Here is a 24,811-nt window from a genome sequence, read left to right as displayed (position 1 = left end):
TGTGGCGATAAGGACCCCCCATGGCGAACCTGCACGAACCCAAGCTGATTTCCGGCAACGCGAACCGCCCCTTGGCAGAGGCCGTCGCGGCCCGCATGTCGATGCACCGTGGCATGGACGTCAACTTGGTCGATGCGCGGGTTGAACGGTTCAATGACGGAGAGATCTTCGTCGAAGTGTTCGAAAACGTGCGCGGCGAGGATATGTATATCATCCAGCCGACGTCGAACCCGACCAACGACAACCTGATGGAATTGCTGATCATCGCGGACGCGCTGCGCCGGTCTTCAGCCGCGCGGATCACGGCCGTCATGCCCTATTTCGGCTATGCCCGCCAAGACCGTCGCAGCAAGGCCCGCACGCCGATTACCGCCAAGCTGGTCGCCAACATTCTGGTCGAGGCCGGGGTGGAGCGCATTCTGACGCTCGACCTGCACGCGACGCAGATCCAAGGCTTTTTCGATATCCCCGTGGATAACCTGTACGCCAGCCCTGTCTGGGCGCTGGACGTCATGCACAATTTCAAAGATCAGATGGACGACATCATGGTCGTGTCCCCCGATGTCGGCGGCGTGGCCCGTGCCCGCGATCTGGCGCAGCGGATCGGTGCGCCCCTGTCCATCGTCGACAAACGGCGCGGCAAGCCCGGTGAAGTGGCCGAGATGACAGTTATCGGTGACGTCAAAGACCGCGTTTGCCTGATCGTCGACGACCTTGTCGATACGGCTGGCACCCTGTGCAAAGCCGCTGAAGTGCTGATGGAAAACGGCGCGCGCGAAGTGCATTCCTACATCACCCACGGCGTCCTGTCCGGCCCCGCGATTGAACGCGTCAGCAAGTCTGTGATGAAGAACCTCGTGATCACCGACACGATCATGCCCAAGCCGGAAACCATCGCCTGCCCCAACATCCGCATCGTGAAAACGGCACCGATCTTTGCACAGGCGATCTTGAACACATGGAACGGCACATCCGTGTCGTCCCTGTTCAACCACAAGACACTGCAGCCGATCTATGAGGGCGTCTACGGCCGCTAAAGGTCCCAGACCTCGTCGCTGGGGATCGGCCCAACGCTCATCCAAGACACTCTGACACGCGCCACGCGCGTGTCACCCCACGTCCGGAACACGATATCAAAGCCTTCGCGGGTGATGTTTTCAGATGAAACATCGGCCCGCGCATTGGCATTGTTCGAGATATCCCACATTGCCAGCGACACCTGCACCACCGGCGCAGCATCATAGCGGTCCGAGAACAGCACAGCATGCCGGGTCAGGCGCGGCCCCTCTCCCGTCCACATTTCACCGTCGTCTTCAAAGTCAGAAAACAGGACAAGATTGCCCTGATCAATGCCGACCGTATGGCTTGCGAATTTACGCATCGTTAAGTTTATCCAGAAAAAGATTGTTGATTAATTCTGCCTCAGTCGTCCAAAAGAAGTCCTTAAGACAGCAAAAAGGCCCCGGAATGCGGGGCCTTTTAAAATTTGTTACCAAAATACAGCGTTTAGCCGAAGTTTGACTGCTTTGGATCAAGTCCAATATGGGTGCCAATGGCCACCATATCTGCAATCAGCTTTGCCGCGTCGTCGACCGGGCCGGGCTCATTCTTGAACACGTCCTTGGCTTTCGACATCTCAGCGTGAGCGTCAGCCATCAGTCCGTTAAAGACCTCTTGCGTCATCTCGCCGCGTGGCAGTGCGCTTTCGGCCAGAACCGACACCGACGTTGCCGTGATTTCAGCGAAACCGCCAAGCACCACGAATTCGTCAGTACCGCCACTGCGCACGATGCGCAGAACGCCCGGACGCAGGGTGGTGATGGTGGGCGCGTGGCCCGCCATCGCCGTCAGGTCGCCATCGGCACCGGGGATTTGCACCTCGGAGGCCTCGACCGAGGCCAACCGGCGCTCGGGCGAGACGAGATCGAATTGCAGAGTTTCTGCCATGATCGCTCCTTACGCCGCGTCTGCGGCCATTTTCTCGGCTTTAGCGATAACCTGATCGATGCCGCCAACCATGTAGAAGGCACCCTCTGGCAGGTGATCGTATTCACCAGCCACAACGGCTTTGAACGACGCGATGGTGTCCTCCAAAGCAACCTGAACGCCTGGCGAGCCAGTAAAGACTTCTGCCACGTCGAACGGCTGGGACAGGAAACGCTCCAGCTTACGGGCGCGCGTGACGGTCATCTTGTCCTCTTCGGACAGCTCGTCCATGCCAAGGATGGCGATGATGTCCTGCAGCGACTTATAACGCTGCAGCATCTGCTGAACGTCGTTCGCCACTTTGTAGTGCTCTTCGCCCACGATGCCCGGATCGAGCAGACGCGAGGTGGAGTCCAGCGGGTCAACAGCCGGGTAGATACCCTTTTCCGAGATCGCACGGTTCAGAACCGTGGTCGCGTCAAGGTGCGCAAAGGACGTCGCAGGTGCCGGGTCGGTAAGGTCGTCGGCGGGCACGTAGATGGCCTGCACGGACGTGATCGAACCGTTCTTAGTGGACGTGATGCGTTCCTGCATCTGGCCCATGTCGGTCGCCAGCGTTGGCTGGTAGCCCACAGCGGACGGGATACGGCCCAGAAGTGCGGACACCTCGGAACCAGCCTGCGTGAAGCGGAAGATGTTGTCCACGAAGAACAGAACGTCAGTACCGGACTGGTCACGGAAGGCTTCTGCCATCGTCAGACCGGACAGTGCAACGCGCATACGGGCACCAGGAGGCTCGTTCATCTGACCGTAGACAAGAGCCACTTTGGACTTTGTCAGGTCTTCCATGTTGATGACCTTGGACTCGATGAATTCGTAGTACAGGTCGTTACCCTCACGGGTCCGCTCACCCACACCAGCGAACACGGAATAGCCCGAGTGCACTTTTGCGATGTTGTTGATCAGTTCCTGAATAAGAACCGTCTTGCCCACACCGGCACCGCCGAACAGGCCGATCTTGCCGCCCTTTGCGTAGGGGGCCAGCAGGTCGATGACCTTGATGCCGGTGACCAGAACTTCGGACGCGGTCGACTGCGCCTCGAAGGATGGTGCATCGCCGTGGATCGAGCGACGCTCGGTCTCGCCGATGGGGCCACGTTCGTCGATTGGCGCGCCAACGACGTTCATGATGCGGCCCAGGGTCGCGTCGCCGACGGGCACGGTGATCGTGTTGTCCATGTCGGTGACTTCTTGACCGCGGACCAGACCTTCGGTCGCGTCCATAGCGATGCAGCGCACGGTGTTTTCACCAAGGTGCTGGGCGACTTCCATCGTCAGCAGCTTGCCGTTGTTGTCGGTGGTCAGGGCGTTCAGAATTTCGGGCAGGTGATCCCCGAACTGGACGTCCACGACGGCACCAATCACCTGCGTGATTTTGCCTTTTGCGTTTGCCATAAGTGTTTCTCCAGTCTTCTTAGAGCGCTTCAGCGCCCGAAATGATTTCGATCAGCTCGTTCGTGATCTTCGCCTGACGCGAGCGGTTAAACTCGATGGTCAGATCGTCGATCATGTCGCCGGCGTTGCGCGTTGCGTTGTCCATAGCGGACATCCGTGCGCCCTGCTCGGACGCTGCGTTTTCCAGCAAAGCCGCAAAGATCTGCGTTGCGACGCCGCGCGGCAGCAGGTCAGCCAAGATGGCCTCTTCGCTGGGCTCGTAGTCGTAAAGCGTGCTTGCGGTTGCGGCATCCGCCACGGCTTCGAACTTGGCCGGGATGATCTGCTGCGCTGTCGGGTGCTGCGACACAACGTTTTCGAACCGCGAGAAGAAGATCGTTGCGATGTCGAATTCAGCCGCGTCAAAACGGTTAAGTACATCCTTTGCGACGCGCTGTGCGTCGGCATAGGACATCCGCTTGACGTCGGACATGTCGATGTGACCGACAAAGTGATCGCCCAGCTCGCGGCGCAATGAATCGCGCCCTTTTTTACCGACGGTCAGAATTTTGACAGTCTTGCCTTCGGCAACCAGCTTTTTCGCGTGCACGCGGGCCAGCTTGGCGATGTTGGCGTTAAAGCCACCGCACAGGCCGCGCTCTGCGGTCATGACAACCAGCAGATGCGTTTGGGTCGACCCAGTGCCAGCCAACAGCTTTGGCGCAGAGGGAGAACCCTCTGCTGCTTGGCTCAGGCCTGCCATGACCGCGTTGAATCGCTCCGTATAGGGGCGCGCGGCCTCGGCTGCGTCCTGTGCCCGCCGCAATTTTGCGGCGGCCACCATCTGCATGGCCTTGGTGATCTTGCGGGTCGATTTGACCGACGCGATCCGATTTTTAAGGTCCTTGAGACTAGGCAAAACCTAAACTCCTCTCTCGGGCAAAGGTTACGCGAAATCCTTGGCGAAGGCTTCGATGGCTGCCTTCAGCTTGGCTTCTGCATCGCCTTTGATCTTGGGATCTTCGTTCGTGATCATGTCCAGAACGTCGCGGCCTTCGCTGCGCATGTGCTTAAGCAGACCAGCCTCGAAACGACCAACTTCTTTTGTGGGGATCTTGTCCAAGAAGCCCTTCGTACCCGCATAGATCACGGTGACGATTTCTGCGTTGGTCAGCGGCGAATACTGCGGCTGCTTCATAAGTTCTGTCAGGCGGGCACCACGGTTCAGCAGACGCTGCGTTGCGGCATCCAGATCGGAACCGAACTGCGCAAAGGCCGCCATTTCGCGGTACTGCGCCAGTTCCAGCTTAACCGGACCTGCGACGGATTTCATCGAGTTGGTCTGGGCTGCAGAACCAACACGAGACACCGACAGACCCGTGTTCACAGCAGGACGGATGCCCTGGAAGAACAGTTCGGTTTCCAAGAAGATCTGACCGTCGGTGATCGAGATCACGTTCGTCGGAATAAACGCGGACACGTCGCCGCCCTGGGTTTCGATGATCGGCAAAGCCGTCAGCGAGCCGGAACCGTTGTCTTCGTTCAGCTTGGCCGAACGCTCCAGCAAACGAGAGTGCAGATAGAACACGTCGCCTGGGTATGCTTCACGTCCTGGTGGACGACGCAGCAACAGCGACATCTGACGGTAGGACACAGCCTGCTTGGAAAGGTCGTCATAGATGATCAAAGCATGCTTGCCGTTGTCGCGGAAATATTCGGCCATCGCGGTGGCAGAGTACGGTGCCAGATACTGCATTGGTGCAGGATCGGAAGCCGTTGCAGCGACGATAGTCGTGTATTCAATCGCGCCTGTCTCTTCGAGCTTTTTCACAAGCTGAGCAACAGTCGAACGCTTCTGACCGATAGCAACATAGATGCAGTACAGCTTCTGGCTGTCATCGGTGGCAGCGTCGTTATACGACTTCTGGTTCAGAATGGTGTCGAGCGCGACAGCGGTCTTACCAGTCTGACGGTCACCAATGATCAGCTCGCGCTGGCCACGGCCGATTGGGATCATGGCGTCGATGGACTTCAGACCCGTTGGCATCGGCTCGTGAACCGATTTACGCGGGATGATGCCCGGCGCTTTGACGTCTGCGACGCGGCGCTCGGATGCGTTGATCGGACCTTTGCCGTCCAGCGGGTTGCCCAGACCGTCAACAACGCGGCCCAGCAGCTCTGGGCCAGCAGGCACGTCCACGATGGACTTAGTGCGCTTGACGGTGTCGCCTTCTTTGATGTCACGGTCGGAACCGAAGATCACGACGCCGACGTTGTCGGTTTCGAGGTTCAGGGCCATGCCGCGGATACCACCGGGGAATTCGACCATCTCACCGGCTTGCACGGCATCAAGGCCATAAACGCGGGCGATACCGTCACCGACGGACAGCACACGGCCGACTTCGGCGACTTCGGCATCCTGACCGAAGTTTTTAATCTGGTCCTTTAGGATCGCAGAGATTTCAGACGCTTGGATCGCCATTTATCCGACCTCTTTCATGTTGTTCTGGAGTGCGTTGAGTTTGGACGCGATCGACGTGTCGATCATGCGCGAGCCGACCTTGACGATCAGACCACCAAGAATGGAGGCGTCCACAGTTTCCTTAATGCTGACCGACTTGCCGACCTGTTCAGTCAGAGCCTTAGCAAGGTTGTCGCTTTGAGCTTTGGTCATAGCCTTGGCACTGGTCACCTCTGCGGTGACCTCGCCACGGTCCTCGGCCAAAAGGTCGCGCAGCGTACCAACGATACTGGCCAGAACGAAAAGGCGACGCTTGTCAGCCAACAGGCCAAGAAGATTCGCCATCGTATCCGACAGTGCCATCTTTTGCGCGATCGCCTTCACGGCAGAAGCTTGCTGTTCACGATTATAAAGAGGCGATGTGATCAGATCGCGGAAATCCGCGCTCTCGGACAAAGCCGCGTCAAGCGCGTCGACGTCTTGTTCCATCGCCTTGAGATTGTTGCCGTCTTTAGCGATGTCAAACACCGCCGACGCATAGCGCCCGGCGATACCCTGAGTGATCGAAGCTGGTTCGGACACGTCCACCCTTCCGATATAAGGCCCCCGCGACCCCAAAAGGGTCCGGAGGCGTTCACGTCTCCCCGAAGTAACCGAGGCATTAAAATCAGCGTCGATCTAGCAGAGGAGTTTGCATCCCGCAACATGTTAAGGCGATGTTTAGCGTCTTATAAGCCCCAGTTTAGACGTCTGCGCGCACCAAAGGACGATCTGTCGCAGCGCGTCATCACGCCGCGGGGCACCATTATGCGGGTGCGGCCTCTGGGAAGGGGGCAAGCGCCGTTTCACGCCGCCGCACGCGCAGGCCGGGTCCGCTGGTCGCTGGCGACTGCTTATAAGCCTCGACAATCAGCACGCCGCCGCCCGCCAGCATTGGGATCGCATGGCCTGCACGTTCCAGCAGGCCTGCCATCCGCCGCCAGACCGGGTGGTGTGATGGCGGCTGATACAGCGTCGCGCGCACAGTGCCGATATCGAAACCATGGTCGCGCAGTTGGCTTTCCAACTGGCTTGGCGAATAGGGCCGGCCAAAGCCGAATGGCGTGCGATCCGACCGCGACCACAGCCCGGCGCGGTTTGGCACAATAAAGATCACCCGCCCTCCCGGCCCCAACACGCGGTGACATTCACTTAGCACCGCAGTTGCGTGGTCCGACGTTTCTAGCCCGTGCATCACAACCAGCTTGTCTACGAACCCGGTGGGTATGGGCCACAGCGTGTCTTCGCACAGCACGGATACATTTGGCTGCCCCGCCGGCCACGGCATCACGCCTTGCGGGCCGGGCATCAGACCAATGACACGCCGCGCCTGCCCCAGATAAGGCCGCAGCAAAGGCACGGCAAAACCAAAGCCTGCGACAGTCTGGCCCTTTGCCTCTGGCCACATCCGCACCAGTTCATCACGTATGACCTTCTGCGCCGCCCGGCCAAGGGCGCTGCGATAATAGAAGTTACGCAGTTGAAGTACGTCCAGATGCATTACAAAGTGCGAGGTCCCAAGGCGGTCTTAAGCACCACCCTACCAAAGAAAAGCGAATTTGCCATGCCCGTTGAACTGATCACCGTCCCTTGCCTGAATGATAACTACGCATTCCTGATTCACGACGCTGCGACAGGGCAAACCGCGCTGATCGACGCGCCAGAGGCCGCGCCGATTCAAGCTGCCCTTGATGCGCGCGGCTGGACCCTGACTGACATCCTGCTCACCCACCACCACGACGATCATGTGCAGGCCCTGCCCGCCCTGCGCGGCAACGCCCGCGTCATCGGTGCCAAGGCCGACGTGCATCGCCTGCCAGACCTCGACCTTGCCGTTACGGGCGGCGACACGTTCACCGTCTGCGGCGTGCAGGCCGACGTGATCGAGGTTTATGGCCACACCGTCGGCCATATCGCCTTTCACCTAGCATCTGAAAAGCTGCTGTTCACCGCCGACAGCCTGATGGCGATGGGCTGCGGCCGCCTGTTTGAAGGCACGCCAGCGCAGATGTGGGACAGCCTGCAACGCCTGCGCGCGCTGCCCGCCGACACGGTCGTTTGCTCTGGTCACGAATACACGACGACGAACGCAGCGTTTGCTTTGTCTCTTGAACCGGACCATTCTGCTATTATCTCTCGTGCAGCGGCGACACGGACTGCGCGGGAAAACGGCCTCGCGACTGTTCCATCGCCATTGTCGCTGGAGTGTGAAACAAACCCGTTTCTACGCGCCGACGACCCGGTTTTGGCAAAGGCCCTTGATATGGCTGGCGCACAACCTGCCGATATTTTCACCGAAATCCGCGCCCGTAGGGATCGGTTTTGACGCCACTTGGGCAGATTTGCGTAAATTTGTCCCCTCGACCGCCCTGTTCACACCACGTCAGTCTTTTTGTGAACACATCGGACAAGAAAAAACTTGAAGGTTGGGCCGAAAACCCAAACCTTGAACACTAAGGCCACGGTCCATAGCGGGTGCCAGCCCGCCGGACCTTCCGAACAGCAAGGAGCACCCGAAGTGCCATCTTTTTCAACGACGCTTGAGCAGTCCATTCACGGCGCGCTGGCCTTGGCCAACGCCCGCCGCCACGAACTTGCCACGCTAGAGCATTTGCTGCTGGCGCTGATTGATGAACCGGACGCCGCCCGCGTCATGCAGGCGTGTTCCGTCAATCTGGATGAGTTGCGTAAAGACCTAGAAGATTTCATCAGCGACGATTTGTCGACGCTGGAAACCGACGTCGACGGCTCTGAAGCCGTGCCAACGGCTGCCTTTCAGCGCGTCATTCAGCGCGCCGCGATTCATGTGCAGTCCTCTGGCCGCACCGAAGTCACGGGCGCAAACGTGCTGGTCGCAATTTTTGCCGAACGCGAAAGCAACGCCGCCTACTTCCTGCAAGAACAGGATATGACGCGTTACGACGCCGTCAATTTCATCGCGCACGGCGTCGCCAAAGACCCGGCCTTTGGCGAAAGCCGCCCCGTCAATGGCAGCCCACAGCCCGATGAAGACGAAAGCGTCACCGACGGCGACAAAAAAGAATCCGCGCTGGCAAAATACTGCGTGGACCTGAACGAGAAGGCAGGCAAAGGCGACGTCGATCCCCTGATCGGCCGCGCCCATGAAGTCGAGCGCTGCATTCAGGTTCTATGCCGCCGCCGTAAAAACAACCCGCTTCTGGTGGGCGATCCCGGCGTGGGCAAAACGGCTATCGCCGAAGGCCTTGCCTACAAGATCGTCATGAAAGAAGTGCCAGAGGTTCTGGCTAAGGCCACGATCTATAGCCTCGACATGGGCGCATTGCTGGCCGGCACCCGCTACCGCGGCGACTTCGAAGAGCGCCTGAAAGCCGTGATGACCGAGATGGAGAACCACAAGGATGCGGTTCTGTTCATCGACGAAATCCACACGATCATTGGCGCTGGCGCGACCTCTGGTGGCGCAATGGATGCGTCCAACTTGCTGAAACCTGCGTTGCAGGGCGGCAAGCTGCGCTGCATGGGTTCGACGACTTACAAAGAGTTCCGCCAGCACTTTGAAAAGGACCGCGCGCTGGCGCGTCGTTTCCAAAAAATCGACGTGAACGAGCCTTCGGTCGAAGATGCGGTCAAGATCCTAAAAGGTCTCAAGCCCTACTTTGAAGAGCACCACGGCGTGAAATACACTGCCGACGCCATTAAGGCGGCTGTGGAACTGTCCGCGCGTTACATCAACGACCGCAAACTGCCGGACAAGGCCATCGACGTGATCGACGAAGCGGGTGCGTCCCAGCAACTGTTGCCCGATTCCAAGCGCCGCAAAACGCTTGGTATCAAAGAGATCGAGGCTGTCGTGGCCAAGATCGCCCGCATCCCGCCCAAGAACGTCAGCAAGGACGACGCAGAGGTCCTCAAAGATCTCGAAGGTTCGCTCAAGCGTGTCGTCTTCGGTCAGGACAAAGCGATCGAAGCATTGTCGTCTGCCATCAAACTGTCCCGCGCGGGTCTGCGCGAGCCAGAAAAGCCGATTGGTAACTACCTGTTCGCAGGCCCAACTGGTGTGGGTAAAACAGAGGTCGCAAAGCAACTGGCGGATACGCTGGGTGTTGAATTGATCCGCTTTGACATGTCCGAATACATGGAAAAGCACGCTGTTTCGCGGCTGATCGGTGCGCCTCCGGGCTATGTTGGCTTTGATCAAGGCGGCATGCTGACCGACGGCGTCGATCAGAACCCGCACTGTGTGTTGCTGCTAGACGAGATGGAGAAGGCGCACCCTGACGTCTACAATATCCTGCTGCAGGTGATGGACCACGGCAAACTGACCGACCACAACGGCCGGACGACCGACTTCCGCAACGTGATCCTGATCATGACCTCGAACGCTGGTGCCTCTGAAATTGGCAAAAACGCCATGGGCTTTGGCCGCGAATCCCGCGAGGGCGAGGATATGGCTGCGATCGAGCGGATCTTTACGCCGGAATTCCGCAACCGTCTGGACGCGATCATCAGCTTCGGCACGCTGCCACAAGAGGTGATCATGAAGGTGGTCGAAAAGTTCGTCCTCCAGCTTGAGGCGCAATTGATCGACCGCAACGTCCATATCGAACTGACCCCGGCTGCTGCCGAGTGGCTTGGCAAGAAAGGCTATGATGTCAAAATGGGTGCGCGCCCGCTGGGCCGTGTCATCCAAGAGCACATCAAAAAGCCGCTGGCCGAAGAGCTGCTGTTTGGCAAGCTGACCAAGGGCGGCTTGGTAAAGGTCGGCGTCAAAGGCAAGGATCTGGAGCTTACGTTTGAAGCGCCAGAACAGGCCCGGATCTCTGGCAAGAAGCCTCCGCTGCTTACGGCTGAATGATCCGGCTGATCACGATAACGACCCTGTCCCTCGCAGCCACATCGGCTGCGGGGGATATTCTTTTAGAGCCGCCGCTCGACTGCGACCTGACGCAAACCTGCTATATTCAGCAGACCGCCGACCACGATCCCGGTCCCGGCGCGCAGGATTTCCAATGTGGCAACCTGAGTTATGACGGGCATAAAGGCACTGATTTCGCGCTTCCGACCCTCGCGATGCAGACGGCAGGCGTCGATGTCCTCGCCTCTGCCCCCGGCACAGTACGCGGCGTCCGCGATGATATGGCTGACATTCTGCAAGGCACCCCCGGCGCGCCAGATGTCTCTGACCGCGAATGTGGAAACGGCATTGTCGTCAGCCATGGTGACGGCTGGGAAACGCAATATTGCCATATGAAAAAAGGCTCTGTCACCGTGCAAACCGGGCAGACCGTGGCCATGGGGCAAGTGCTCGGGCAGGTCGGCTTGTCCGGCGCGACCCAGTTCCCCCATGTGCATCTTTCAGTGCGCAAGGACGGCGCGGTTGTAGATCCTTTCGCGCCGGATGCGCTGAACACCTGCGGCACCGTCCCGGACAAAACGCTGTGGAACACGGTTGTGCCCTTCACCCCCGGCGGGCTGATCTCGGCCGGGTTTAGCGATGCTGTCCCCGAATTCGATACGATCAAATCGGGCACTGCCGCGCAAAACGTGATGCCCACAACGGCCCCCGCGCTTGTGGTCTGGGGCTTTGCTTTTGGTGGCCGCACTGGCGATCTAATGACCCTCACCATTCGCGGCCCGGAAGCGGACATTTTTACCAACACCCAAACCCTAGATCGCACGCAGGCCCAACTATTCCGCGCTGGCGGCAAACGCACGCCTCCCGGCGGTTGGGCCGCTGGCGATTATACCGGCACGATTGAACTGCGCCGCGACGGCGATCTGCTGGATGTGCAGACCACCCAGGTCACGCTGGACTAGCGTTCGGTCAGCTTTAGCTCGATCCGCCGATTCTGCGCCCGCGCTGCAGCGGTATTGGCCGGATTCAGCGGCTGAAACTCTGCAAAGCCATTGGCAGACATCCGGTTCGGCGCAATGCCAAGCGTTTCCATATACTTCACCACAGACAGCGCGCGCGCCTGGGACAGTTCCCAATTGTCGGCAAAAACGCCGTTCCCAGACAGCGGCACATTATCCGTGTGCCCGTCGACGCGGATGATCCAGTCGATATTGTCTGGGATATTATCCGCGATCTGCCGCAGCAACCCTGCCACCTTGCCAATCTCTTCGCGTCCCCGCGCAGACAAGGTCGCATCACCGGTGCCAAACAGCACCTCGGACGAGAACACAAACCGGTCGCCTTCAATCTGCACGCCGTCCAAGCCTTCGACCAATCCGCGCAATTCGCCAAAGAAATCAGACCGGAAGCGTTCTAGATCCTGATTCTCTGCCTCTAGCCGCTGCCGTTCGCTTTCCTCCAGCGCGCGGCGGCGACGCTCTTCTGCTGCGACACGGGCCAGCGCCGTGTTCAACTGCGCGCCCAGCTGCTCAATCTGCACCTGCGCGTCCAACCCGTCCGTTGCGGTCACGTCCAACAACGATTGCAGTGTGCCAACTTGCTGGCGCAACGCCGCAACCTGCTCATTCAGCAGCGCCGTTTGCCGTTGCGCCTCTAGGCTTTGCGCCTGCTCTTGCGACAACGCCGCCTGCGCTGTGGCCAGCAAAGCGGCCTGACGCTCCGCCTCGGTTAACGCGTCTGCCCGGCCGCCATCGACCGATTCCAGATCGGCCTGCAACGCATCGCGGGCCGCATTGGCCGCCGCCAGCAAGGTTAGCGTTTCCTCAGCCTCGCGGCGCTGCGCCTCTAGCGACAGGGTCAAGGCGGTCAACTCGGTGTCCGCCCCCTCTAGCCGCTTGCGCAAGGCTTCCACTGCGGCTGCATCAGCCAATTGCGCCGCCTCTAGATCGCTAATACGGCGCGTCTGCTCCGAAGTTTGCCCCTGCAAGCCGTCGCTTTGCGCCTGCAAATCAGCGACCATCGCCTGCAACGCCTCGCGCCGGGCCGCTGCCAGACGGGCAGCTTCGGCCTGCGCGTCGACCTCTGACCGCGCGGCGGCCAGCGCCAATTCCTGCTGCTGTTGCTGCGTCATCAGATCCGCATTTGTCGCCTCAAGCCCAGCAACTTGGGCGGACAAATCTGTGCGCTGCGCCAGCAACCCGGCGACCTGCGCCTCGAACCCGGTGACCCGGTTTTGCGCAGCTTGCAGATCTGACGCCGCTTGATTCCGCTCGTCCAGCAACAGCGCGATCCGGCTGGATTGCGCGTCATTATCCGCTGAGAGCGCGGTATTCGCCGTTTCCGCAATACCCAGCGCACTGGTCAGGCTAGCCACCTGCCCCGCCAGATCATCAAGCTGCGTTTCCTGCCCGCTGATCGTTTCGCGCAGCACAAACTGGATCACCATAAAGATCGTCAGCACGAACATCAGCACCAGCAATAGCCCGGTCATCGCATCCACGAAACCGGGCCAAATGTTCGCGTTCATCCGCTGATTGCGCCGCGATAAAGCCATGACTTACACGTCCCGCCGCGACTGTTTCACCGCGCGGGTCAGCCCGGCCAAATCGCTGCGAAGATCGGCCAGCGTTTCCTGCCGTCCGGCGGCGACGTCCTCTAGCAGGCGCAGCATTTGCGTGTCGATGGACCGCAGCCGCATCCGGCTTTCCGCATCCAAACCGTCGACGCCGCCGTCCTGCATTTGCGCGATCAGCCGCTCTTGGCCCTCTGCGATCCGCGTCAGCAAAGCGACATCCGCGCCGCTGCCGCGCTGCGTATCGACCAGCCGTTCAATCGTGCGGGTCAGCTGGGTCAGATGATCATCCGCCTGCCCCCGCGTCTGTTCCGCCTGCACAAACATACCGCGCATCGTATCCAACTGCGCGCCCATATGTTCGGCAAAGGCCTGCATCATCGCGCTGTCTTCACCGCCTGCACCGTCTTCACCGCTGGCAAAGCCAAGCCGGGTGATCGTGGACAGCCATTCTTCCAACTCGCGGTAAAAGCGGTTCTGCCCGTGCCCGGCGAACAGCTCGAGCAAACCAACAATCAGCGATCCAGCAAGACCCAGCAAGGACGACGAAAACGCCGTGCCCATGCCGCCCAGCTGGCTTTCCAGCCCCTGCTGCAACCGGCCAAAGATATCGGCGCCGCTTTCGCCATCGGCTGGATTAAGCGACCGGATCGTCTCGACCAGCGCGGGTACCGTGGTCGCCAGACCATAGAATGTCCCCAAAAGACCGAGGAAAATCAAAGTGCTGCCCAGATAGCGCGTCATCTCTCGGTCTTCGTCAATGCGCTGCGCCACCGAGTCCTGAATGGACGTCGCTGCCGTTGACGAAATCTGCATCCGCGCACCGCGCGTTCGCAGCAATGTCGCCAGCGGCGCCAGCAAGGATGGCGCAATCGTCATCCGGTGCCCGACGCGGTTGGTCGCAAAACCTTCGATCCACTCGACCGATTTCATCAGCTGCCAGACCTGCGCAAAGGTCGAAGCGACGCCAAGAATGAAAACAACCAAGATCAGGCCGTTCAGGTAGGGGTTGGACAAAAAAATCAGCCGCATCTCGGCAAAGCCGAGATACAGGCCCGCCCCCACCAGCCCCAGCGCGATCAGCATGGATGTAATTTGGCGCACAGGTTGGGAAAACTGCGGCGGCACTTCCGGCCTGTTGAAATCCGTCACGTCGGCTGTCCTGTCCTGTCAATTGACCGCAGCCTAAGGGGCCAACGGGCCAAACGTAAATGGTTAATCCGCCTCGCCCAGCGCCTGCACCCGCGCACTCAACCAGCGCATGTCAGGATCGACGATCTCCATCTGATCCAGATGCGCGGCGGTCCGAAACAGATACTCTGGGTTAGGCCCGCGCCCGCCCGTGCTGCGGGCAATCATCTGGGCCTGCGTTTCCAGATCCAGCTGCACATATTGTTCATGATCCGGGTCAATCACATAGGCCACCGCGTCTTGCGGCCCCGTTTCAGTCTGCAAGGTCACGATCCGCTCGACATAGGCTGACGATACCAATTCGCGTTCGCGCAGCATCTGCAAAACTTCATCCGCATCGCTGTCATCAGCGCACAGCGCCATCCCCGTGCATTGTCCGCCCGGCACCGCATCCAGCGCCAGAACCAGCCCCGGCAGTTCCGGCGTGCCGCGATGGTGGATCGACAACATGCAAAAGCTGCGGTGGTAGTCATGCAACACCGCACGCCGCGCCGCGACCGGCGTGAAACCGGGGTTCCACAGCAACGATCCATACCCGAAAACCCACAAGCTCATGTGACTGGTCCTTTTCCCTGTGCCCCTATAAACGCGAGGCCAACTGAATACGAGGGGTCTGTCATGAAGCTGCTGTTGGTCATCGTTCTGACGCTCTCTGCGATTTACGCGGGCGTCTGGTTTGTCGCCGCGCGCGGCCTTGATCGCGGACTGCAGGCCGGGCTGAACGCGGCAACATCGCAAGGTTGGCAGGTTGAGACGAAAACCCTGAAAACTGGCGGCTTCCCCTCTCGCTTTGACGTCACCGCCCGCGATCTGACCGTCACATCACCCGGCGGCGGGCTGATCTGGCAGGCCCCTTGGGTGCAAACCGCCGCCCTGTCGTACCGCCCCAACAAAATCATCGCGACCCTCGCGCCGCAGCAAACCTTACAGGTCGGACGTCAGACATTCGATGTCACCTCGGACAGCCTGCAGGCCAACGTCGATGTCGCCGCCAACACTGCCCTTAGCTTTGACAGCATGACGGCAGAGGGGCAAAATCTGGCGATCCAATCCGGCGACGGCTGGACCCTGCAAACAAAGCGCACCTTACTAGCGCTGCGCAGCCTTGCGCCGCAGGCCAACACCTATGAAGCCTATCTGAACTTAACAGACGTCGCAGTCTTACCAGCCTTGCAGGTCTATCCGAACGGGCCGGCACAATTGGTGATGGATGCGACCCTTACCCTTGACCGCCCCCTCGACCGGCAAGCCTTCCTGCCGAGGCGTCCCCTTATCACCACAGCCATGCTTAATAGCATTGAGGCAACTTGGGGCGACATCCGCTTGACCGGCAGCGGATCAGTTACCGTTGATGCCGCGGGGCTGCCTACGGGTCGCATCGACCTCAAAGCCCAGGGCTGGCTGACGGCAGTTGATTTAGTAGCAAATCTTGGCGCGATCGCGCCAGGGTCTGTTCAAACGATCAAAGCCGTGGTCGGCATGCTCGCAAACGACGGTGCAGTCAGCCTGCCACTGACTTTCGCGAATGGCGCAATGGCGCTTGGGCCAGTCCCGCTGGGACCAGCCCCCGTCCTGCGCCTACCCTAGGCGGCGCGGCGTGCCTCGATCGCCAGCCAGATTTTTTCCGCGATGTTCGTGCCGTCAAACCGCTCAAGCTCTTGAATACCGGTCGGAGAGGTGACGTTGATCTCCGTCAGCCACTCGCCAATCACATCAATCCCGACAAAGATCTGACCCTTCTCGCGCAGCAGCGGCCCGATCCGGGCGCAAATCTCGCGGTCGCGGTCCGTCAGTTCAACCTTTTCAGGCCGGCCGCCGACATGCATGTTCGACCGGGTTTCCCCCGCCGCAGGCACGCGATTGATCGCACCAACAGGCTCACCATCAACTAAAATGACCCGCTTATCGCCCTTGGATACGGCAGGCAGAAACTTCTGCATAATGAGCGGCTCGCGATTGATACCGGCAAACAGTTCATGCAGCGACGCCAGATTGCCATCCCCCTGCACCAGCTTGAAAACACCAGCCCCGCCGTTACCGTACAGCGGCTTAAGGATGACATCCCCATGCTCCGCCCGGAAGCTGCGCAACGTGTCCAGATCACGTGCAACCATGGTCGGCGGCGTCAGGTCTTGAAACTGAAGAACCAGCAGCTTTTCGGGATAATTGCGCACCCAGAAGGGATCATTCACGACCAGCGTCGTGTCACGAATCATGTCCAGCAAATGCGTCGTGGTAATGTAGCCCATATCAAAAGGCGGATCCTGCCGCAGCCACACGACATCAAAAGTCGACAAATCGACCTCGACCTCTTCGCCAAGCGAAAAGTGGTTACCCTTTTCGCGGCGCACCGTCAGCGGCCAACCCCGCGCGGTGACGCGGCCCTGATTGAACGCCAGTTTGTCAGGCGTATAGTAAAACAGGCTGTGCCCGCGTGCCTGCGCCTCTTCAGCAATACGAAATGTGCTGTCCGCGTCGATATTAATTGGACCGATCGGGTCCATCTGAATCGCAACTTTTAATGTCATAGCCTGGCCCTTTGGATCGGATTTCCATCCGATATGGCGCCGCCCCACCCGTTGCGCAATGGCAGGTCACCATCCACCAAAGGCATTGGCGATCACCTGAACTTGTCCAGACTGGTCCACAGTTGCCACATCAAACCGCATCGGCGTCAACGCGCCACGCGGTTCAAGCCCGACAAACTCGGACGCTGCCATGCAAATTCGGTCCATTTGCCGCCGTGTCACCCGTTCCGCTGCACGCCCATGTGTGCGGCTTTTTTTGACCTCGACGAACACAACAGAATCGCCATCGCGCACAATCAGGTCAATCTCGCCGCCCTTACCGCGCCAGCGTCGGGCGGCCTCTGCGCAACCGCGCTGTGCGTAATTACGCGCCACGATATCCTCGGCCGCCAGCCCCGCATGATAATTTGCCCGGCTACGGTGTTGCACAGCTTTTCCCGGTTTATTGGTCCCGTCTGCGCATATCATGGCCTGCATTTTCACTCATCCTTATGTTCCAGCCCAAGAGCTGTCTGATACACTTGCCGCCGTGGTAGCCCCAATGCGCCCGCGACTGCAGTCGCCGCATCCTTCACACGCATCGACTTCATCGCATCGCGCAGTGCAGTTTCCACATCCACGGCTTCAATCGTTTCAGCGCCAGCGCGCCCGATCAGGACAACAATTTCACCCTTCACGGCGCGACCTTCAAAATCGCGGGCAAGCGACCCCAAAGTTCCGCGCGACACCTCTTCGAACTTTTTCGTCAGTTCCCGGCACACCACCGCAGACCGACCCTCCCCTAAAATCTCGCACGCACTCGCTAACATTCCATGAACGCGTTTCGGCGATTCATAAAACACCAGCGTGAATGGTAGATCGCGCAAATCGGCCAGTTGGGTCGCGCGCTGTGCCTGCGCCGCTGACAAAAAGCCAACAAAGGCAAAGCGGTCCGTCGGCAATCCTGCGACGGCCAGCGCCGTCAATACAGCCGAGGCACCGGGCGCGGCCGTCACCGGCAATCCGGCGGCCTGCACTGCCAGAGCCAGCTCATACCCTGGGTCCGCGATCAAAGGTGTGCCCGCCTCGGAGACGCAAGCCACAGACTTACCCTCTGCGATCGCGGCAACGAACCGATTGATCTGCCCTTCGCCGCTATGATCGTGGAACGCGATAACGGGGCGTTTACCCAGCGGAACGCCGTGGATTTCCAGCAACTTACGCGCTGTGCGCGTATCTTCGGCGGCAATCACATCGCAACTGGCCAAGATATCCAGCGCGCGCAGCGTGATGTCCCGCGCAGACCCGATCGGCGTTGCCACCAGATACAATCCCGCAACCAATGGTCTGATCTCGTGATTCATGCCTAGACCCCTGTGCCTGCTGCTTTATGATGTCCGAGCCTTGAACCATGGGGCGGAACAGGCGTGAGGACAACGCCCGTCGCACCTTGAGGCCCGGAAAACAAGAGGATGCCGCCGATGACTGCCCTGCTGCCCCACGCGACGACACCGAATCTGCGGCGATGGGCCGCCCGCGCCGCCGCGCTGTTTGCCATGTTGTGGATGGCGGCCTGCGTCGCGGTCCCCATGAACAACGCAACTGATACAGGCGTTGCTATCGATCCCAATGCGCCCGTTCAGGTTGCCTTGCTGGTCCCCGGTGGATCGGGCGATTCGAACGATGCCACACTCGCGCGCAACCTTGAAAACGCAGCCCGCATGGCGATTGCCGACCTGAATGGCGTGCAGATTGACCTGCGCGTCTACAACAGCGGTGCCGACCCAGCGAAGGCCGCCAGCGTAGCCACGCAAGCCGTGGACGAAGGTGCCAAGATCATCATCGGCCCGCTGTACGGCGAAACCGTGAACCCCGTCGGCAATGCCGTCGCCGCGCGCAACGTCAACGTGCTGGCACTGTCGAACAACCCCACCGTGGCTGGCGGTAACGTCTTTATCCTTGGCGCGACCTTCAACAATACCGCGAACCGCCTTGTCAGCTATGCCCGCCAGACCGGAGTAGAGCGTTTCGGCATCGTGCACGCGAACGATCTTGGCGGTCAGCTTGGCCGCGACGCGATTGTGTCTGCCGTGCAGGCCAATGGCGCACAGGTTGCAGGTGTCGGCAGCTACCCCCTGTCCCAGCAAGGTATCGTGTCTGCCACGCCGCAGATTGCCGAGACGCTGAAAGCCGCAGGCGCGCAGGCCGTGTTCCTGACCGCAGGTGCCAACGCTGACCTGCCCCTGATCGCGACCTCGTTGCCAGAGGCAGGGATCAACCCCGGTCTGACCCGCTACATTGGCCTGACCAACTGGGCCGCCGCACCGCAAGCGCTGGCGCTTCCCGGTGTTCAGGGCGGTCTGTTCGCCGTGCCAGACCGCGGCATGGTCGCGAACTTCGAAGCGCGCTACCGCGCGGCTTATGGCAGCGATCCGCACCCGCTCGCGGGCCTTGCCTATGACGGCATCGCCGCCGTTGGCGCGCTGGTCGCCACCGGCAACCGCAATGCGCTGACCAAATCTGCGCTGACCACGCAGCAAGGCTTTCAAGGCACCAACGGTATCTTCCGCCTGTTGCCCAATGGCCTGAACGAGCGCGGCCTTGCTGTCGCCACCGTGCGCGGCAATCAGATGGTCATTCTGCAGAACGCGCCGCGCAGCTTTGGCCGGACTGGCAGCTAAGTTGAACACGCCCCAAATCGACGCAGCGCCGCAGGATCTGATCCTTCCGGCGCTGCAAATCTTTGACGCCCCCGCGATGCAGATCGCATTGGATGCGGCCAACCTGATTGCGCCGGACGACAAGGCGCTGCGCGCCGCTGCCGTGGGCCTGCTGAAAAACGCGCAGGCCGCTGGCCGCGCCGCGATCAAGACCGCGTTCGAGGCGCAGCCCTTTCGCGCCGGTCCGACGACCCGCGCCTATAGCTGGCTGACCGACCAGATCCTGACCACTGTGCTGGACGTCGCCCGCAATCGCCTGCACCCCCTGTCCAACCCCACAGACGGCGAACGTTTGTCCGTCATCGCTGTCGGCGGTTATGGCCGCGGCGAAATGGCCCCCCATTCCGACGTCGACCTGCTGTTCCTGACCCCTTATAAAATGACCCCCTGGGCCGAAAGCGTGATCGAATCCACGCTCTACATGCTTTGGGATCTTAAGATGAAAGTCGGCCACGCCAGCCGCACCATCAAAGATTGCCTGCGCCTAGCCGAAGAAGACTACACCATCCGCACGTCATTGGTGGAATACCGCTATCTGACCGGCGACGCCGCCCTGGCCGAACAGCTAGGCAAGCGCCTGTGGACAGAGCTTTTCAAATCCACCGCACCCGATTTTATCGATGCCAAGCTAGAGGAACGCGCCCAGCGCCACCGCAAGCAAGGCGGCCAGCGCTACATGGTCGAGCCTAACGTGAAAGAGGGCAAAGGCGGTCTGCGCGACCTGCAATCGCTGTATTGGATCGGCAAATATATCCACGGTGTGCGCGACGCGTCGGAACTGGTGCGCCACAAGGTTTTCACCCAAGAGGAATACGAGGCGTTCCGCGCTGCGCATGAATTCCTGTGGGCCGTGCGCTGCCACCTGCACCTGATCGCAAACCGCGCGCAGGATCAGCTGACCTTTGACATGCAGGTCGCCGTGGCTGACGCGATGGGCTACGCCGACGGCGGCGGGCGGCGCGGCGTTGAACACTTCATGCAGGCCTATTTCCGCCATGCGACGATGGTTGGCGATCTGACGCGGATCTTCCTTGTCGCCCAAGAACGCCGCCACGCCAAGGCCGCGCCGATGCTGGAACGGCTGCTGAAACGCAAACCCAAGACCAAGCCGCCCTACGACATCAAGCAGAACCGCCTCACCGTCTCTGGCCCGAAAACCTTTCTGGCAGACCCGATGAACCTGCTGCGTATTTTCGAGGAATCGATGCGCACCGGCACCCTGATGCACCCCGACGCCATGCGCCTGATCAAGGGAAATCTGCACCTGATTGACGACGCGATGCGCAATGATCCGGACGCGAACAAGCTGTTCCTCGGCCTGCTGCTGAAACACGGCAACCCCGAACGATCCCTGCGGCGCATGAACGAACTCGGCGTGCTGGCCGCGTTCCTGCCCGACTTTGCCCCGATCGTGGCGATGATGCAGTTCAACATGTATCACCACTACACCGTCGACGAACACACGATCCAATGCATCAGCCACCTGTCCCAGATCGAACGAGGAGAGCTGATTGAAAGCCTCCCCCTCGCCTCTGGCATTCTGCAGGCTGGGGTGAACCGCAAGGTCCTTTACGTCGCCATGTTGCTGCATGACATCGGCAAAGGCCGGCCAGAGGATCACTCTATCCTTGGCGCGCAAATCGCCCGTCGCCTCTGCCCCCGTCTAGGCTTGTCGAAAAAGGAATGCGAAACAGTCGAATGGCTGATCCGCTATCACCTGCTCATGTCCGACACCGCGCAAAAGCGCGACATATCCGAACCGCGCACCATCCGCGGCTTTGCCAAGGCTGTGAAATCCGTTGAACGGCTGGACCTGCTGACCGTGCTAACCGTCTGCGACATTCGCGGCGTTGGGCCCGGCACGTGGAACAACTGGAAAGCTGTCCTGCTGCGCAACTTGCACGCCGCGACCCGTTCTGCCCTTGATAACGGGCTAGAAGACGTGAACCGCGAAACCCGCGAAACCGTCGCCAAGCGCAGTCTGCGTGATACGCTGGACGGGTGGGAACCTGCGGATATCAAAAAGGAAATGGGCCGCCACTATGGGCCCTACTGGCAGGGTCTGCCCCCCGCGACACACGTCATTTTTGCCGGACTTCTGCACGACATTCCCGACGACGAAATTCGTATCGACCTGATGCCCGACCCCGACCGCGATGCCACCCGCGCCTGCTTTGCCATGGTCGATCACCCGGGTCTGTTTTCCCGCATGACCGGCGCACTGGCGCTTGTTGGCGCGAACATCGTCGATGCGCGCAGCTACACCTCTAAGGATGGCTACGCGACCGCCGTCTTCTGGATCCAAGACGCCGACGGCCACCCGTTCGAGGAAACCCGCCTGCCCCGCCTGCGCAATATGATCCACAAGACGCTGCTTGGCGAAGTTGTGCCGCGCGACGCCCTTGCCGACCGCGATAAATTGCCCAAGCGCATGCGTGCCTTCCGTGTGCCAACCAACATCACCTTCGATAACGAAGGCTCCGAGATTTATACCATCATCGAGGTCGATACCCGCGACCGCGCTGGTCTGCTGTTCGACCTGACCCGCACGCTAGCGAACGCCCATGTTTATATCGCCTCTGCCGTCATCGCGACCTACGGCGAACAGGCTGTCGATACCTTCTACGTCAAGGACCTGACGGGCCTGAAATTCCACAGCGAAAGCAAACGCCACAGCCTTGAAAAGCGCCTGCGCGAGGCCATTGACCGCGGCGCGGAACGGGCGCACACGTGACGCCGCAATCTTAGGGGCCACGCCATGAAACCGATCCGCCTGATGTCCGGCTTTTTCACTGTCGGCATCTGGACGCTGCTAAGCCGCGTCATGGGCTTTGCGCGCGACATCATGATCGCGGGCTACCTTGGCACCGGCCCCGTGGCCGAGGCGTTTCTGGTCGCCTTTTCCCTGCCCAACCTCTTCCGCCGCTTCTTCGCCGAAGGCGCGTTCAACATGGCCTTCATCCCCATGTTTTCAAAAAAGGTCGAAGGCGGCGATGGTGCCGAGGAATTCGCCCAAGACGCCTTTGTCGGCATGGCCGTTATCCTGACGTTCTTCACCATCCTCGGCATCGTCTTCATGCCCCTGCTGGTCACGGCCATGGCATCCGGCTTTCGCGGCGACGAACGCTTTGATCTGGCTGTGGAATATGGCCGCTACGCCTTTCCCTATATTCTATTCATCTCACTCGCAGCGCTGCTGTCTGGCGTGCTGAACGCCACGGGCCGCTTCATGGCCGCCGCCGCCGCCCCGGTTCTGCTGAACGTCGTCTTCATCCTTGCGATCATCGTCGCTGCCGCGCTTGGCCGCCCGCTCAGCGACACTTTGGGCGTCAGCCTCGACCAAGCGCTTGGCCTGCGCGTCGGCGATTCCCTTGCCCTGTCCGTCCCCTTCGCAGGTTTTGTGCAAATGGCCGTTGTCTGGTGGGCCGCGGCCCGCGCGGGTTATCCGCTGCGCCTGAAACGCCCGCGCATGACGCCAGAACTCAAGCGCCTCGCCTATATCGCCGCCCCGGCCGCTCTGGCGGGCGGCGTGGTGCAGATCAACTTGCTTGTAGGCCGCCAAGTCGCCAGCTTCTTTGAAGGTGCCGTCGCGTGGCTAAACTACGCGGACCGCCTGTACCAACTGCCCCTTGGCGTTGTCGGCATCGCGATCGGCGTGGTGCTGCTGCCCGACCTGTCCCGCCGTCTGCGCGGCGGCGACACGGCGGGCGGGCGCGATGCGTTCAACCGCGCGTCAGAACTTAGCCTCGCTCTGACAGTCCCTGCCGCCGTCGCGCTGGTCGTCATCCCGATGCCGCTGACCTCGGTGCTCTTTCAGCGCGGGGCCTTCACCGCCGACGATACGGCCGCCACCGCCCTGACCGTGGCAGTTTACGGCCTCGGCCTGCCGGCCTTTGTGCTGCAAAAGACGCTGCAACCACTGTTCTTCGCCCGCGAAGACACACGTAGCCCATTTAAATACGCTGTCGCCGCGATGATTCTAAACCTCGTGCTCGCCGTCGGATTGTCGCCCTTCATCGGCTTCATCGCCGCCGCCCTTGGCACCACCATGACCGGCTGGGCCATGGTCGTCATGCTCTGGCGCGGCTCTCGTGATATGGGCGAAGCGGCAAATCTGGACGCCCGGTTCAAGACCCGCATCTGGCGCATCATCATTGCATCGGGCGGCATGGGTGTTGCCTTGTGGATCACCCAAGTCATCCTTGGCCCCTATTTCGGCACGCCGGGCCTGCGCTACATCGCGCTGACCGCCCTCGTGACCACTGGCATCATCAGCTACTTCGCGATCGGCCAAGCCGTCGGCGCCTTCAAACTCCACGAATTTCGCCGCGCGCTGCGCCGCTGATCCCATTCACCTTGCCCAATAAACTCCCGCCGGAGGCACCCAATCTTACCGCTGGCGCAACCGGTGCAGCAAGGCAGTCCACCCACCCGGAGCCAGCACCACTGACGCCGCAAAGCCAGCCACGAAGCCCGCCAACTCAGCGATCCACATCGGACTGGACCCGAAGATCAGACCAAAGACCAGCTGCAGTCCCAACAGAAACCCGATCAGCCGAAAGGCCGCGATCTGGTTTTGCCCGGCCTGCCCAAGCCGCAGCCACAGGATATAGGTGAAGGCACCGATCAGCCCGTAGACCGCAGGCCAGACGCCAAACAGCGGCACAGCGCCCTTGACGAAAACGCCGTAAACCAGTGCGCCCACCAGCGTGCCAATCACAAAAACCGCCAAAGTAGCCGCGCCGGAAAACACATCCCCCACGAACTTGCCCAGCGCCAGCAGCAACGCGACACCAAACAGCGCGTCCGTAAAGCTGCCATGCACAAAGGCATAGGTCATAAACCGCTTCAGTAGCTCTGGGCTGGTATCGCCGCGCGTCCACACATAGTCCCATACCGCAGGCGAAAATGCGTAGTCGTTCAGCGCCGACAGCCGCCAGCCGATCGCGCCGGGACCGCCCACCAGCCCTGTCGCGCCTGCGCTTAGCGTCAGCTCGATCGCGGCGACGATGGCCACCAGCACAATGATGACCGGCGGAATGGTGTTAAATGGGCTCTCAAAGGGGGCAGGATCGTCGCTCATGAAATCTATGACCTTGGCAGAGGCGGACGGCAGCCATGTCC

At 60.5% G+C, this 24,811-nt stretch carries 22 protein-coding genes; 8 read left to right on the top strand and 14 right to left on the bottom strand.

The window, feature by feature from the left end:
- The first annotated feature begins 20 nt into the window (after positions 1-20).
- Positions 21-1,037 carry a ribose-phosphate pyrophosphokinase gene (locus tag KBW81_RS01690; protein WP_090189444.1) on the top strand — a complete coding sequence of 339 codons (1,017 nt, stop codon included), beginning with the start codon at positions 21-23 and terminating at the stop codon, positions 1,035-1,037.
- Here the strand turns inward: KBW81_RS01690 and KBW81_RS01685 are convergent.
- The 7 genes from KBW81_RS01685 to KBW81_RS01655 form a co-directional block, all read right to left on the bottom strand.
- A complete protein-coding gene (locus KBW81_RS01685; protein ID WP_090189446.1) occupies positions 1,034-1,381 on the bottom strand; it encodes an H-type lectin domain-containing protein in 348 nt (115 codons plus the stop codon). The two genes, KBW81_RS01690 and KBW81_RS01685, sit on opposite strands and share 4 nt — an antisense overlap.
- A 125-nt stretch (positions 1,382-1,506) precedes the next feature.
- Positions 1,507-1,947, bottom strand: a complete 441-nt coding sequence (locus KBW81_RS01680; RefSeq protein ID WP_090189448.1) for a F0F1 ATP synthase subunit epsilon — start codon at positions 1,945-1,947, stop codon at positions 1,507-1,509.
- Positions 1,948-1,956: 9 nt separating this feature from the next.
- A complete protein-coding gene (gene atpD / locus KBW81_RS01675; protein WP_090189450.1) occupies positions 1,957-3,381 on the bottom strand; it encodes a F0F1 ATP synthase subunit beta in 1,425 nt (474 codons plus the stop codon).
- A 19-nt stretch (positions 3,382-3,400) separates the two neighbouring features.
- Positions 3,401-4,279: a F0F1 ATP synthase subunit gamma gene (locus tag KBW81_RS01670; RefSeq protein ID WP_090189452.1), complete on the bottom strand. Its 879-nt coding sequence runs from the start codon at positions 4,277-4,279 to the stop codon at positions 3,401-3,403.
- Between the two features lie 27 nt (positions 4,280-4,306).
- The gene (gene atpA, locus KBW81_RS01665) at positions 4,307-5,842 is read right to left on the bottom strand and encodes a F0F1 ATP synthase subunit alpha (protein WP_090189454.1); all 1,536 of its coding nucleotides are present in this window, start codon (positions 5,840-5,842) and stop codon (positions 4,307-4,309) included.
- Complete coding sequence (locus tag KBW81_RS01660) at positions 5,843-6,403, bottom strand: F0F1 ATP synthase subunit delta (RefSeq protein WP_175499289.1); 561 nt, start codon at positions 6,401-6,403, stop codon at positions 5,843-5,845.
- A gap of 223 nt (positions 6,404-6,626) precedes the next feature.
- Positions 6,627-7,361, bottom strand: coding sequence for a class I SAM-dependent methyltransferase (locus tag KBW81_RS01655; RefSeq protein WP_254248092.1), 735 nt, complete (start codon positions 7,359-7,361; stop codon positions 6,627-6,629).
- A gap of 63 nt (positions 7,362-7,424) precedes the next feature.
- Between KBW81_RS01655 and gloB the strand changes: the two genes are divergently transcribed.
- The 3 genes from gloB (at position 7,425) to KBW81_RS01640 (ending at position 11,659) form a co-directional block, all read left to right on the top strand.
- On the top strand, positions 7,425-8,186 hold the full coding sequence (gloB, locus tag KBW81_RS01650; protein WP_254248091.1) for a hydroxyacylglutathione hydrolase: 762 nt from the start codon (positions 7,425-7,427) through the stop codon (positions 8,184-8,186).
- Between the two features lie 192 nt (positions 8,187-8,378).
- A complete protein-coding gene (clpA, locus tag KBW81_RS01645; protein ID WP_090189461.1) occupies positions 8,379-10,697 on the top strand; it encodes an ATP-dependent Clp protease ATP-binding subunit ClpA in 2,319 nt (772 codons plus the stop codon).
- Positions 10,694-11,659 carry a M23 family metallopeptidase gene (locus KBW81_RS01640; protein ID WP_254248090.1) on the top strand — a complete coding sequence of 322 codons (966 nt, stop codon included), beginning with the start codon at positions 10,694-10,696 and terminating at the stop codon, positions 11,657-11,659. Before clpA ends, KBW81_RS01640 begins: the two co-directional genes overlap by 4 nt.
- Here KBW81_RS01640 and KBW81_RS01635 read toward each other — a convergent pair.
- The 3 genes from KBW81_RS01635 to KBW81_RS01625 all read right to left on the bottom strand — a co-directional run bounded on the left by KBW81_RS01635 (position 11,656) and on the right by KBW81_RS01625 (position 15,015).
- Positions 11,656-13,251, bottom strand: coding sequence for a peptidoglycan -binding protein (locus tag KBW81_RS01635; protein ID WP_254248089.1), 1,596 nt, complete (start codon positions 13,249-13,251; stop codon positions 11,656-11,658). The genes KBW81_RS01640 and KBW81_RS01635 overlap by 4 nt on opposite strands.
- Positions 13,252-13,254: 3 nt before the next feature.
- Positions 13,255-14,355, bottom strand: coding sequence for a biopolymer transporter ExbB (locus tag KBW81_RS01630; RefSeq protein WP_254248982.1), 1,101 nt, complete (start codon positions 14,353-14,355; stop codon positions 13,255-13,257).
- A 129-nt stretch (positions 14,356-14,484) separates the two neighbouring features.
- On the bottom strand, positions 14,485-15,015 hold the full coding sequence (locus KBW81_RS01625) for a gamma-glutamylcyclotransferase (protein WP_090189736.1): 531 nt from the start codon (positions 15,013-15,015) through the stop codon (positions 14,485-14,487).
- 63 nt (positions 15,016-15,078) lie between these two features.
- Here KBW81_RS01625 and KBW81_RS01620 point away from each other — a divergent pair, with 63 nt between their 5' ends.
- Complete coding sequence (locus KBW81_RS01620; protein ID WP_254248088.1) at positions 15,079-16,047, top strand: DUF2125 domain-containing protein; 969 nt, start codon at positions 15,079-15,081, stop codon at positions 16,045-16,047.
- Here the strand turns inward: KBW81_RS01620 and gshB are convergent.
- The 3 genes from gshB to rsmI all read right to left on the bottom strand — a co-directional run bounded on the left by gshB (position 16,044) and on the right by rsmI (position 18,331).
- Positions 16,044-16,988, bottom strand: coding sequence for a glutathione synthase (gene gshB, locus KBW81_RS01615; RefSeq protein ID WP_254248087.1), 945 nt, complete (start codon positions 16,986-16,988; stop codon positions 16,044-16,046). The genes KBW81_RS01620 and gshB overlap by 4 nt on opposite strands.
- Before the next feature lie 66 nt (positions 16,989-17,054).
- The gene (locus KBW81_RS01610; protein WP_254248981.1) at positions 17,055-17,456 is read right to left on the bottom strand and encodes a YraN family protein; all 402 of its coding nucleotides are present in this window, start codon (positions 17,454-17,456) and stop codon (positions 17,055-17,057) included.
- An 11-nt stretch (positions 17,457-17,467) separates the two neighbouring features.
- Positions 17,468-18,331: a 16S rRNA (cytidine(1402)-2'-O)-methyltransferase gene (gene rsmI / locus KBW81_RS01605; protein ID WP_090189468.1), complete on the bottom strand. Its 864-nt coding sequence runs from the start codon at positions 18,329-18,331 to the stop codon at positions 17,468-17,470.
- A gap of 117 nt (positions 18,332-18,448) precedes the next feature.
- Between rsmI and KBW81_RS01600 the strand changes: the two genes are divergently transcribed.
- Genes KBW81_RS01600 through murJ form a run of 3 tightly spaced genes read left to right on the top strand, consistent with a single transcriptional unit; the run spans position 18,449 to position 24,032 of the window.
- Positions 18,449-19,648, top strand: a complete 1,200-nt coding sequence (locus KBW81_RS01600) for a penicillin-binding protein activator (protein WP_254248086.1) — start codon at positions 18,449-18,451, stop codon at positions 19,646-19,648.
- A gap of 1 nt (position 19,649) precedes the next feature.
- Positions 19,650-22,421: a [protein-PII] uridylyltransferase gene (locus KBW81_RS01595; protein ID WP_254248085.1), complete on the top strand. Its 2,772-nt coding sequence runs from the start codon at positions 19,650-19,652 to the stop codon at positions 22,419-22,421.
- A gap of 24 nt (positions 22,422-22,445) precedes the next feature.
- Positions 22,446-24,032, top strand: coding sequence for a murein biosynthesis integral membrane protein MurJ (murJ, locus tag KBW81_RS01590; RefSeq protein ID WP_090189472.1), 1,587 nt, complete (start codon positions 22,446-22,448; stop codon positions 24,030-24,032).
- A gap of 45 nt (positions 24,033-24,077) precedes the next feature.
- Here murJ and KBW81_RS01585 read toward each other — a convergent pair whose 3' ends face one another.
- A complete protein-coding gene (locus KBW81_RS01585; RefSeq protein WP_090189474.1) occupies positions 24,078-24,770 on the bottom strand; it encodes a rhomboid family intramembrane serine protease in 693 nt (230 codons plus the stop codon).
- Between the last annotated feature and the right edge of the window lie 41 nt (positions 24,771-24,811).

Origin of the sequence: Loktanella salsilacus, assembly GCF_024206795.1 — a bacterium.
Taxonomy (GTDB): domain Bacteria; phylum Pseudomonadota; class Alphaproteobacteria; order Rhodobacterales; family Rhodobacteraceae; genus Loktanella; species Loktanella salsilacus.
The sequence above is the reverse complement of the archived record's forward strand: the minus strand, read 5'-3'. Positions and strand labels throughout refer to the sequence as shown.